This is a genomic window from Candidatus Eisenbacteria bacterium (genome assembly GCA_018831195.1).
GTDB lineage: Bacteria > Eisenbacteria > RBG-16-71-46 > CAIMUX01 > JAHJDP01 > JAHJDP01.
This window is the reverse complement of record JAHJDP010000100.1, coordinates 53,584-66,487: the sequence shown is the minus strand read 5'-3', so window position 1 is coordinate 66,487 and position 12,904 is coordinate 53,584. Positions and strand designations below refer to the sequence as shown.

The window sequence follows — 12,904 nt, the reverse complement described above, 5'->3', positions numbered from 1 at the left end:
GATATGCCTATTCCAGAAGGAGTCTATTTTGCATTCACGGCCGGTCAACTGGAACCGAGCACCTTCAATGTTTTTGGAATCAGGGGGCATGAAGCGATCTCGGAGCCGTATCGCTTTGTGATCGAATTGGGTTCATCTGATCCGGATGTGGATGCGACCCAGATCATCCAGCATCCCGCCACCATCGAAATCCGGCGAAACGATGATATTGTACAAATTCACGGCGTCGTGCTGAGTTTTGAATTTCTCGAATATGGAAAGGAATGGAAACAATATCATTATAGGGCGGTAGTGGTCCCGCGTCTGTCATTGTTGGAACTCACCAGTCAAAGCCGCATCTTCTTGGATAAGGATGTGAAGACGATCATCACGGAAGTTCTCGAAGATCACGGATTGGGCGCGGGCGAGGATTTTTCCATAGAACTCTCTGAGACGTATGCGGTGAGTGAATATGTTTCGCAGTATCAGGAGAATGATCTCAATTTTGTCCAACGGCTTATGGAACACGAGGGGATCTTTTACTACTTCGAGCAGGGTGATGAACATGAGAAGTTGATTATCGCCGATAATATGTCCATTCATACCGAGATCCCCTGTGATGATCCGACGTTGCTCTATCGCGAGCCTAAGGGGATGGAGCCGGGTGGAGAGACGATTACCTCCCTGACGATGAGACAGAAGGCCCTGCCGGCAGAGGTTATTCTTAAGGATTACAATTACCGAACGCCGTCAAAAGAGTTGAAGAGCTCGGCGGATATCCTGTCGGATGGACATGGAAAAGTCATGGAGTATGGGGCCCACTTTAAGGATCAAAGCGAAGGTGACCGTCTGGCCAAAGTGCGCGCGGAAGAGATCCTCTCCCAGCAAAAGATTTTCTATGGACAGAGCGGTGTTCGCGCTTGCCGGTGCGGGTACAAATTCACACTTGAGGATCATTATCGCGACAGCTTCGATATTGAGTACCTTCTCACTGAGGTTGAACATTTCGGCCAACAACCGAGCGGTTTGGGAAGCGCCGCCTTAGGAGAGTCCGGTGAGGCCTCGTACCGCAACGAGATCACGGCGATTCCCGCGGATGTTCCCTTCCGGCCGGCGCGCCGGGCGCCGCGGCCTAAGTTCACCGGCACGATGAACGCCAAAGTCGATGCCGGCGGCTCGGGGCAGTACGCTGAAATCGACGACCAAGGGCGCTATAAAATAAAGTTGCCCTTCGACTTGAGCAACCTCAAAGACGGCAAGGCATCGCGATATATGCGGATGGCGCAACCGTATGCGGGCGCTGACTATGGGATGCACTTCCCGTTGCACAAGGGAACCGAGGTTCTCATTACTTTTGCTGATGGGGACCCCGACCGGCCGATCATAGCTTCTGCCGTCCCGAATCCCGAAACATCGACGCATATCAATTCCGACAACCAAACCAAGGCGGGTTTCGTCACCGGCGGCGGCAATATGATGATGATGGAGGATACCGACGGATCCCAGCGCATTGTGATGGGATCCGGTGACGGGAAGACGATGCTGCGGATGGGATCCGGCTCTGATCCCGGGGTTCAAATCAACTGGGAGACCGGTGGGTTGGGAGCCGTGCAGGGAGCGCTGACCAGCATTATTGATAAGATGATGATCTCGATCAGCGTCGGAAGTTGGACCGAAAGCGCTATCCGCGCAATGTTGACATCCGGCCTCGATAAAGGAAGGCGGAGTATCAAGGATGATACCCTCAAACAGGGGGTGCAATCCTTGTCCAAGGTCCTTGATTCACTACTTAAGGTGTTAATGTACAAACATGGGATCAAAGCCGGTACTGTTCTTGGGAGCACAGCCGGTCAACTTTTCGCCAAACCCGGTCTTTCTCTCACGTCACATGCCGACGGATCCTGTGCATTGAAAATGAACAAGTATGATGCAACTTCAAGCGGAGGAACCATCGCGATCGATGCAACCGTGGCGATCGGCCTGGGCGCCCGCTTCCTGTGGCTCATTAGTGAGATGGATACGCATATTGGATCAGGCCGGGCCATAGAAATGTATGCGGATGGGAAAATCTATATTGCCACCCCTGGTTGGAAAAAGGGTCCCAAGAGTACTGTCAGCATGAAACCGGAAGGGGAAATCACCGTCAGCGGCAAGAAATTTGTCGAAACAAACAGCGAAGAAGAGATTCGCCTGTTGACCCCCAAGAAAAAGGGGGGCAGCCGGCTGACGATGAAAAAAGACGGTGAAACAAAGCTGGAAACCGACAAATCGGTATCCATTTTCACAAAACAGAAAGACGGGAAGATCGTACTGGAGGCCGAGAAAGAGATTTGCTTTAAAGTTGGAGATAACGAGATCAAATTGGAGAAGGACAGCATATCAATAGTAACGAAAAAAACAAAAATCAAAGCTGACAAATCAGGAAAGATTGAATTGGAGGCCGAAGAGGAATTTAATATCGATACCAAGAAGCTTGTCGAGGAATCGGATACAAAAATCAAGAGCTCTTGCAGCACCTTTGATTTCACCGGAAGCACCTTTAAATTTGGATCTACGATTACGGCGAAGAAGTAACAACTTGTCCCGAGAATCATTATTTGGAGAATGAGATGGTGGAAATCCCCGAGGAGTTGGATCCTGCTCTCGAGATGGCGCAGGCGGAAGCGGCAGTGGCCAAGGCTGAGAAGGAAATGGCCGAGGCGCAAAAGGATTTGGGTGAGGGATGCAAGGTATTGGGTATCGATCCCAACTCCGTGCTGATCGAACCCAAAGAGGCCGAGGAGAAGGAAGAAGATGTCGAAAAGGCGGTTGAAAAGCTCGAGAAATTTGTGAAAGAAGCCGAAGAGGAGCTGGCATTGGCCGCGAAACTTATCGGCGTGGATCCCAATTCGCTTTTAAATCCACCGGCGCCGAAGGAAGAGGCGGAAAAGTCGGTGGAAGAACTTGAGAAGATGCTTGAGGATGAAGAGAAGGCCCACAAGGAATTCGTGAAGGGCCTGGATCAAATCGGGAAGAACTGAGGATTGAGGAGCCATCGTGAATATCCTCAATGAAACACCTTTTCAAGCCGCGCCTCTGGTCGGACGGATGAATTTTCCGGGTTATTCCATGACCTTTATTGTTAAAGGAACCTTTGATATCACAAATGGCGGCGTGGCCGTCCCGGCTGATGATCAAGCCTTCCCAACCGGCGATGAGCCCTACCCGGATGATGAAGAGGGTATTTGCGGATGCCGATATGAATCCGATTTCGCCTTCTTCAAGCCACGGGCCGATCTTCTGCTGGCCGGCAAATGCCATACATCCGGAAAAAGGCCCCAAACCGTCTGCCGCGTCACATTTCAAGTAGGCGATAGAAGCCATTCACTCAACGTCATTGGAAACCGCCATTGGAGAGGCTCGTTCGGCGCGCTTGGTGGCATGTCGGATCCTGAACCTTTCACCGAGATGGAGCTTCGATACGAAAGCAGCTTCGGCGGAGAGGGATTCAAAGCCAATCCCACGGGCAAGGGAAATTCCAAACGTAAATTGGAGAATGGAAAGAATGTAAAGGAACTGCCCAATATTGAAGATCCCCGGAACCTCATCAGTTCGCCGAGCCATCATCCCGATCCCGCGGGATTCGGCGCATTGGGCAGGATGTGGGAGCTGAGAGCCTCCAAACTCGGCACATACAAGGGGAACTGGCTGAAAGAACGCTGGCCCTGGTTTCCCAAGGATTTTGACTGGAGCTACTTTAACGCCGCGCCGCCTGAGCTTCAGTTAGAGGGATATCTCAGGGGAGATGAAAAACTCTATTTTGAAAACCTGCACCCCGAGTTTCCTCAATATCGATCACAATTACCGGGATTGAAAATCCGGACATTCTTGAATCTGAAGAGTCAAACGGTTGGTGGCGGCGATGCGTTTTCTGAGATCCCGATGAACCTGGACACGCTTTGGGTGGATATGGAAGCCGAGAAACTCGTTCTTGTATGGCGGGGTGTCGCTGAGATCCAATCAGACGATTATGAGGAAATCCGGCACATTATTATCGCCACCGAGAATCTATCCGATGAGCGCAAGCCTGCCGGCCATTATCAATCCCTCTTAATTGAACCCTCTTTGGTTTCGGAGATGGATCGTGAGGATGAAACCGATTCGATTATGGAAGAACCGCCGGGTGAAACGGCGGAAGAAAAAGATGGGCGCCTTCGGGGCGAGCTCGGTTCCACCCCCGCATCAGTGAGTCCTATGGCCATCATCGTCAAAGAAAGAGCAGCGGAGGAGGAAGGATTGTCCGGCAGGGATTTGACCGGGATTGATCTGACGGGCATCGTTCTCCGGAAGGCGAATCTTCGCGAGGTGGCTTTCGCCAATGCGATTCTTAGAAATTGCGATCTATCCGAGGCCGACTTAACGGAAGCCGATCTTACCGGCGCTGATCTCTCCAATGCCAATCTATCCGGCGCCCTTCTGAAGGATGCCGACTTGACGCACGCCGACCTTACCAAAGCGAATTTATCCGGCGCCATCCTTAATGACGCGATCTTTGAGCAGGCAAAGCTTCAGGAGGCGGTTCTCAATGGCGCCACCGCCCTTCACACCATTTTCTGCGAAGCGGATCTCGCGCGGGCAAAGATGCAGAAGTGCGATTTTCAAGGGGCGGATTTCTCATGTGCGGATCTTTCGGAAGCTGAATTTCAAGGGTCGAATCTAAAGGAGGCCTCGGTTGAAGGGGCTTCCGGAAGAGACGTTAATATGAGTGAAGCGGACCTGACGAAAATTCGAGCCTCTGAAAAATGTGATTTCACGCAGGGACTTTTTATTAACATTCAAGGCTTCGAATCGATATGGGAAGAAGCCTGCCTCAATCAGGCCGATTTCACCGGCGCTCAGATGGAAAGAGCGACTTTTGAGAAAGCCTCTTTGGCCAACGCCAATTTCCTTGGGGCCGTTTTGAAGGGTTCTCGATTCATAAAGGCTTCTTTGTGCGAAGCCAAGATGCAGAAGACGAATCTCTTTCAAGGAAGTCTCGAAAAGGCAGATCTTACTAGAGCCGATTTTTCCGGTTCGAATCTATATGAGGTGGAGTTACTTGATGCCGTTCTTTCAGGGATTCGATTGGATGGCGCCAATCTGAAAATGACCAAATTAGCGGAATTGAAACGGTAGGACTATGGATACACTTGAATCAAGAGAGGCGGTTCTTGAAAAGATCGCCGCCGGAGAATCGCTTGAGGGCATTCGCCTGGTGGCGCTGGATCTCAGCGAATCCGATCTCAAGAATGCCGATTTCTTTGACGCCTCTTTTGAAAAAATCAATTTTCAAGGGGCGCAACTTACAGGCGCAAACCTCAAGGATACAATCTTCCGGGATTGTAATTTGACGGCCGCACGATGTGATGCGGCCAACCTTGAAGAGGCGCGGTTTTTGGGCTCAGATTTAAGTGAAGCGATACTCAGCGGGGCCAATCTTCATGGGACGGAGTTTGAAACTTCTTCTTTGGAAGGTTGCGATCTGAGCGGGGCGGTTCTCAGGGGAGCGGCGTTGGCGAATGTCAATCTAAAGACAGCAAATTTATCTGGTACGCAGATCATCGATACCGATCTTGAAGGGGCGGATCTTCAGGGCGCCGACCTCAACCAAGCCAATTTGAAAAACTCGATCCTTACAAAAGCGGATCTCACACGAGCCAAGTTTGTAGAAACAAACCTTGAGGGATGTGAGATGGTCGGTTGCCTGCTCGATGGCGCCAGAATCGAAAAGGCGACTTTTTTGCAGGTTGATTTGGAGAGCGCCGATCTGACCTCCTCCAGCATTAAGGAATCGATTTTCCAATTGTGCAATCTTGAATCCGCCAATCTCGAAGGATTGGATCTTCAGAGATGTCGATTCACCGATTCTGATCTTGCGAAGTCCAATTTGGGAAATGTAAATCTCAGTGAATCGGAGTGTTCGCAGGTTAAATTTTCAGGGGCCGATCTCACAAATGCGAAATTTCAGAAAGCCGCCTGTAAGACGGCGGATTTCACAGAGTGCATCATCAGCAGCGCGGACTTTACCGGCGCCGACCTCAGATGCTCCTGTTTTGAGAAGGCGGATCTAAAAAGTGCGAATTTCACGAATGCCCGCATGGATCGCGTTGAGTTGAGCAAGGCGGATTGCGCGAGAGCCGTTTTCCGAAAGGCATCGATTCCGTTCTCCTTGTTCTCCCATGCGAATGTGCAGGGCGCTGACTTTACGGATGCGGATCTGACGCAGGCGGTCTTGCACCGGATCGATGATAAGAATGCTGTTTGGAAAGGCGCGAATAAGAAGAATGCAAGATCTACTGATAAGGATCTTGCGGAAGCCGAGGATTGGAAGGCGCCGAAGTGATGATGACTTCGGACCCGTTGTACTAATTTGGCCGGGAGGTCATGATGCTGCCCGTGTTGGATGATATAGGAACCAAAGCAAACAAATCAGGTCAGAGCACAGATCGAGCTCTGGATTGGAACCGCCCGGACGTCGAACTTAGGACCTTGGACGGCGCAATGGCGAGACGCGCCGGCACCGGCGACGGCGAAACACTCCAAATTGTCGACAGAAGAGGGGATCTCATCTTTGAATACGATCCGGCGACCGGCAAGAGCCGCCTCACGGTGGAGCAAGGGGACCTAGAACTCGTTGCCAAACATGGCGATATCCGCCTAAGAAGCAGCGGTGTGGTGAGCCTGGAGGGCGAAGAGGTTGCTATCAACGCAAAATTGGCCCGGTATCAGATTGAAGAAACGACCTTCACCGGAGGGTCCTTTACCGCGTCATTAAAGACGGCACGCGTTGTTGTCGGACGACTGGAGCGGCTGGCAAGAGAGGTTGTCGAGAAGTCGGAGACAGTCTGCACGAGGGTCTCGGGTCTCATTCAGATGAAGGCCGGCCGGATGCGCACTCTTGTCGCCGGGAGTTCTCAGCTCAAAAGCCATCGTATTTACATGAAGGCGGATACGGATTGTAAGATCAAGGGCGAAAAAATCCACCTTGGGTAGAAGGAGTTGCACCATGTGTATACCTGCATCGACAAAAGGCGGCGGACAATGTTTCGCCTTTCCAGATGTTTGTAAAACTCCAGCGCCGCCCGCGCCCTTTGTTCCGATTCCCTATCCGAATTTTGGGATGGTTCCCCAGGCGAAAGATACTTCGGCAAAGGTCAAGCTGGTCGGTAAAGAAGGTGTGATCTTAAAGTCAGAGATACCCCAGTCGCAGGGGGATGAAGCGGGAACCATTGGAGGGATGGTTTCCAATGTCAATATGAACAAGGTCACTTTCAAAATGGGCAGCTCGAAAGTGAAATTCGAGGGCCAGAAGGCGATTTTTCTCGGGTCGATGACGGCGCACAATGGAACGAACGCTAATATGCCGGCCGGCGCACAGATCGCCCCCAGTCAAACAAAGGTTCTTATTATGCCGTAGAGCAACGGGGCTCACGCCCGCGACGTTTGCGCTTTTCATCGAAAAATGAAACAATACCCAAATCTTAAGAGGGACTTTATTATAATCAAAAATCTGCCGTCTCGCCAGAGGCCGGTAGTTTCTCGATTCATCACTTCATACGGGAAGGTGGAATAATGGACAGCCGGCAGTTGAATTTTGCAGATACCGTTGAAACGCTGAAATTTTACGAGATCCCGATTTTGGGGAAGATCGTCACGACCCGCAAGGGCGCCGTCGCCGCCGCCTTTGATATGGGATATCCAGTTGTTGTGAAGGTCTGTACTCCCGAAATCATACACAAAACAGATGTCGGCGTGGTGTTTTTGGATGTTGCCAATGCGGAGGGTGTCGGCGAGTCTTTTGACTTGGTCGTGAAGAATGCGCGAAAGGCCGGTGTCAAAGGCGATGTGAATGTTCTGATTCAGACGATGGCGCCCCGCGGTTTTGAAATGCTGGTCGGCGCAAAACAGGATCCTGTCTTCGGCCCGGTGGCCATGGTCGGCCACGGCGGCCGTTTTGTAGAGCTCTGGAGGGATACGGCGCCCGGGGTCGGTGTTCTCTCGCGTGAAGATGTTGAGCGGATGCTTTCAAAGACGAAGGCCGGCAAGGTTCTCGATGGTTTCCGGGGGCCGGCATTGGATCGCAAGGCGGTGGTTGACCTTGTGATCAAGGTTTCCCGCATGATGGATAAGCGCCCCGATATTAACGAACTCGATCTGAACCCCGTCATCGTATACGAAAAGGGCATTGCGCTTGTCGACGCGCGCGTGATTGTCGGCGATCCGGTAACGCATCCGAGGGCAACCGATCTCTCGTATGAAAGAATGAAGAGTCTGGAATCGATTTTTGCGCCACATTCCGTAGCCGTTGTGGGGGCTTCCCGGCCGGGTTCGATTGGCGGGATTATTCTAAAAAACTCGCGCCGAATCCCCAATCTCTATCCTATCAATCCGCACCGTGAGTCACTGCTGGGGCTGAAATGCTATCCCTCAATAGCAAAGCTGCCCAAAACCCCCGATCTTGGTGTTTTTGCGCTGGCTCCTGAAACGACCGTCGCCACATTCAAAGAGTTTTGTGAGTGCGGCGGCCGCGGCGCCATCATCATCAGTGATGGGTTCGCGGAGAGCGGCCATAAAGATCTGGAACAGAAACTTGTGCGCATTGCACAAAAACACCAGGTCGTATATATAGGGCCGAATTGCCTCGGTGTGATCGACAACCATTCCGGCCTGAACACGCTCTTTATCCCCGAGCGCCGCACGGCGATGCAGACCAAACCAAGCGGGCTCGGCGTCATCTCACAAAGCGGCGGAATCGGTCTTGAGCTGATGGAGATGCTCGACGGTGACAATCTTTCCGTGGGAAAGTGGGTTTCCATCGGTAATTCCTCGGGGGTTTCTGTTGGTGAGCTGCTGGCGCACATGGGTAACGATCCTGATATCAATGTTATCGCGATCTATCTCGAGGGATTGCGCAACGGATTGCAATTTATGGAAGTCAGCAAAGCAGTCACCAAAAAGAAACCGGTTGTAGTTATCAAGGGAGGGATCGCCGGAGGCGCTGCGAAGACAATGTCGCATACCGCTTCGCTGGCTGGGAGCTTCGACGCCTTCAAGGCGGCCTGTGAACAGGCGGGGATTGTGTTGATCGAGGAGTTGACAGAGGATCCCAAGCTTTTGATCAATGTCCTCTCGATTCTCAGCACACAGCCGCCGGCCAAGGGGAACCGGGTCGCGGTTGTCAGCGTTGGTGGAGGCGCCGCGATTCTTCTCGCTGATCAGATTACGGAAGAGGGATTGCAGCTTGCTGAGTTTGCGCCGGAAACTAAAACAAAACTCGCAAAGCTCCTCGATCGGAAGGTCAGAGCGGCCAGCCCGAAGGAGAAGCAGGCGATCCGCAAGCAGATCACTGAAAACCCCGTCGATCTCTTTGGTGACAGTGATGATGATATGCTGCTTGAGGCCTTGTTGACACTCAACGATGATCCAAACACCGACATCCTGGTTGTCGCCGCCTATTTCCAAGTCCCTTATCTCTCCGAGTATATCGCAGAACGGTTGGTGGAGATTCAGAGCGAGTTTAAAAAGCCGCTGATTCTATCTCCCCGCGGGTTCTCCCAGCATGTATGGAATACACGGACCTATCTCAGCGATCACAATTTCCCGACATATACCGTGCCGATGATTAAGCCCCTGGCGATCGCACTGGATATCTGGAACCGGTACGGCCCCCTCGGAACGTCCGTAAAAAAGCAAAAGCGCCGAAGGCGTTCGTAGGAAACGGCGATGTGAGAGCGTCACATCGCCGCTCGGTAGTGCGGAGTGGCGTCTCTTAGGCCTTGCGTCCCATGAAGAGACGTCTTGGCAGGCCGATAAAGATGAACTGGAAGGGCCGCTTGAACCCGGATTTGACCGAGTCGATCGAAGCATACATAACGGGAACGACAATGAGGGTGAGAAATGTCGCCACCGCCAGCCCCCAAATGACAGCGGTTCCCATCGGCCCCCACCATTGGCTCGATTCGCCACCGACAATGAAGGCATGCCTGAAATGGCCGTGGAAGAGACGGCCGAAGTTGATGGAAAACCCGGTTGTCAGCGGGATCAGCCCGAGAATGGTTGTAACGGCGGTTAAAATGACGGGGCGAAAGCGTGTGCGGCCCGCCGTGATGATCGCCTCTATCTTCTCCATGCCTTCAGTGCGTAATTTTATAACATAATCGAGCAACACAATCGCGTTGTTCACCACCACACCGGCAAGCGAAATGACACCGACACCGGTCATGATAATCCCAAAGGGTGTGCGCATGACCATGAGTCCCGACAAGACACCGATCAGGGACAGGATCACGCTGGTTATAATCACAATAGGCACAAGGATCGATGTGAATTGTGAAATGAGCACCAGCATAATCAACATGATGGCGATACCAAAGGCGTCGCTGAGAAAAGCGATCGCCTCATCCTGATCTTCGGTTTCGCCGGTATACGAAATGCTGTACCCGGGGGGCAATTGAAAATCGGCCAGCCGGCTCCGGACCACACCCAAAACCGCCGTTGAATTGAATCCCGCGGCGGCATCCGCCGAGACGGTGACCGTTCTTTTCCCTTCGATCCGTTGGATCGCGCCGAACCCGGCACCATAGCTGATATCCGCAAATGCTGTGATGGGGATATGATTTCCTTCATAGAATACGGTGAAGTCTTCAAGATCTTCGATGCTTTTCCTGGCGTTTTCAGAAAGGCGGATGACAATGTCATACTCATCTTCACCCACACGATATTTTGACACATCCTGCCCGTGAACCGCTGTCCGAATCATACTCGCCAAATCAATCGTCCGTATTCCGAGGCGGGCGGCCTTCTCGAGATTGGGCCGGATCTGTATCTCAGGCCGGCCGCGATCATAGTCGTCCTGCAGGTCAACGAGGCCGGGGACATCCCTGATCTTGTCCTTAACTTGATCGACCAATCCACCAAGCGTTGAGAAGACATCGCCCGAGATCTCGATCGTGACCGGCTTGCCGGTCGGTGGGCCTTCTTCTTCCTTATCAATAGTGAGCTTGGCGCCGGTGAAGGAGGCGAGGGTTTGACGCAATTCCTCCAGGGATGTTCTGGACGAAAGTTTGCGATACTCGGATTTCAAGAATTCCAGATTTACCGTGGTCAGGTGGGGCGTGCTTCCACCGGATCCACCTCTGCCGGTGCCCACATTAGCAACGTACGTTTTTAATTCGGGAACCTTCGCGACATCAGTTTCAATCTGTTTGGCGTAGGCATCGCTGACTTCGATTCGGGTTCCACTGGGGGCTTCGACGGAGACAAAGGCAAAGGTCGGATCGGTATCGGGAAATAGTTCAATGCCGGAATTGAACTTCATGAACAATGCCATGACCACAATGAGCATCGCAAAGGCGCCGAGGAGGGTCATGGCGCGATGCCTTAACGCCCAGGAGATGGTCGGCACATAAGATTTCATGCCCCAGGCGATGAAACGGTCCCCTATCCGCCGTTGAGTCCCTGCGTTCTGCGGCACACGCATGAAATTCGAGCAAAGCACGGGATTAATGACCAGGGCCACAAGGAGCGAAGAGACCAATGTGATGATGACGGTGACCGGCAGATATTTCATAAATCCGCCCATGATGCCAGGCCAAAAGACAAGGGGAGCAAAGGCGCAGACTGTCGTGAGGGTTGATGCCAGTACGGGCCCGGCGACCTGTTGTGTCGCTTCTTTGGCCGCCTCGATTTTTCCTTTTCCTTGAACACGGAAGCGGAAAATATTCTCTACGATAACGATGGCATTATCCACCAGCATCCCCAATGCGAGGATGAGGGAAAAAAGCACAACGATATTTAATGTGTAATTAAGAATTCTCAGAACAATAAAAGAGAGAAACATTGAAAAGGGAATCGCTGAACCGATAAAGAATGAGTTGGTCCATCCTAAGAACATGAAAAGTACAAGAACGACAAGCACCAAGCCGCTGAGGATATTATTCTCGAGTTCGCTGACCATATCCCGAATATAGACCGATACATCGCCGGTTATTGTGATGGTTGAGTGCTTGGGCAGCGATAGCTCAAACTCATCGACAATCTTGTGGATTTCCTTGGCGATGCGAAGGATATTTTCCCCGGTTCGCTTTGTGACGGATAATGTGATGGCATCCACACCATTAAGGCGGGATATCGTTTCGCGGTCCTTGATGCCCAATTCGACGTCTGCGATGTCCCGGAGATAGACAGGTGTTGATGAAGCCGGGTTGACCAGGACATTCTGGATCTGTTCTATCGATGCAAATTCCCCCGGGACCCGGACCTGGTAGTCATAGGTTCCCAGCGAAACTTCGCCGCCGGGGAAAGTGACGTTCTCCAAGCTGACGGCATCCATGACATCCTGCAGACTAAGTCCGTAGTAGCGCATTTTCTGAGGATCGACGTCAACGCGAACTTCCCGTTCCACGCCGCCCGCAAGCGTGACATTCAAGACTCCTTCCACCGTCTCGATTTCATCTTGAAGATCTTCGCTGATTTGCTTGAGTCTAATGGGATCGATATCGCCGGAGAGAGTGACTTGCAGGATCGGCCAATCGGAGGCGCTGATTTCCCTGATCGATAGATCGTCACGAACATCCTGCGGGAGTTCCGGTTTGGCCAGTTCAACGGCGTCACGCACCTTCTGCAGCGCATCACTCATTTCGACATCAGTCGTGAATTCGAGAACGATGCTTGTATACCCCTCCGAGGAGGTGCTTCTCATCTCTTTCAGGTCCGCAAGCCCTTTCAACTGCGTTTCCAGTTTTCTTGTAACAAGATTCTCCATGTCTTCGGGGCTTGTTCCGAAGTAGGGTGCCGTGATGATGATGTAAGGTATCTTAACATCAGGGGAAGCCTCGCGGGGGAGCTTCATATAAGAGATAATCCCGATCACGATGACCATGAACATCATTGTGAAAATAGTCATTGA

8 protein-coding genes are annotated in these 12,904 nt (G+C 52.0%); 7 read left to right on the top strand and 1 reads right to left on the bottom strand.

Going from position 1 to position 12,904, the window contains the following annotated elements; translation table 11 throughout:
• Positions 1-3 precede the first annotated feature (3 nt).
• The 7 genes from VgrG (at position 4) to KJ970_18020 (ending at position 9,711) form a co-directional block, all read left to right on the top strand.
• Positions 4-2,553 carry a type VI secretion system tip protein VgrG gene (gene VgrG / locus KJ970_18050; GenBank protein ID MBU2692825.1) on the top strand — a complete coding sequence of 850 codons (2,550 nt, stop codon included), beginning with the start codon at positions 4-6 and terminating at the stop codon, positions 2,551-2,553.
• Between the two features lie 35 nt (positions 2,554-2,588).
• Positions 2,589-2,999 (top strand): hypothetical protein, encoded by a 411-nt coding sequence (locus KJ970_18045; protein MBU2692824.1) that lies wholly within the window; start codon positions 2,589-2,591, stop codon positions 2,997-2,999.
• Between the two features lie 16 nt (positions 3,000-3,015).
• On the top strand, positions 3,016-5,133 hold the full coding sequence (locus tag KJ970_18040; GenBank protein MBU2692823.1) for a pentapeptide repeat-containing protein: 2,118 nt from the start codon (positions 3,016-3,018) through the stop codon (positions 5,131-5,133).
• Positions 5,134-5,137: 4 nt separating this feature from the next.
• The gene (locus KJ970_18035) at positions 5,138-6,340 is read left to right on the top strand and encodes a pentapeptide repeat-containing protein (protein ID MBU2692822.1); all 1,203 of its coding nucleotides are present in this window, start codon (positions 5,138-5,140) and stop codon (positions 6,338-6,340) included.
• Between the two features lie 41 nt (positions 6,341-6,381).
• Positions 6,382-6,990 (top strand): DUF3540 domain-containing protein, encoded by a 609-nt coding sequence (locus KJ970_18030; GenBank protein MBU2692821.1) that lies wholly within the window; start codon positions 6,382-6,384, stop codon positions 6,988-6,990.
• Positions 6,991-7,003: 13 nt separating this feature from the next.
• Positions 7,004-7,414: a DUF4150 domain-containing protein gene (locus tag KJ970_18025; protein ID MBU2692820.1), complete on the top strand. Its 411-nt coding sequence runs from the start codon at positions 7,004-7,006 to the stop codon at positions 7,412-7,414.
• A gap of 155 nt (positions 7,415-7,569) precedes the next feature.
• A complete protein-coding gene (locus KJ970_18020) occupies positions 7,570-9,711 on the top strand; it encodes an acetate--CoA ligase family protein (GenBank protein MBU2692819.1) in 2,142 nt (713 codons plus the stop codon).
• 55 nt (positions 9,712-9,766) lie between these two features.
• Here the strand turns inward: KJ970_18020 and KJ970_18015 are convergent, their stop codons facing one another.
• Complete coding sequence (locus KJ970_18015; GenBank protein ID MBU2692818.1) at positions 9,767-12,901, bottom strand: efflux RND transporter permease subunit; 3,135 nt, start codon at positions 12,899-12,901, stop codon at positions 9,767-9,769.
• Positions 12,902-12,904 lie beyond the last annotated feature (3 nt).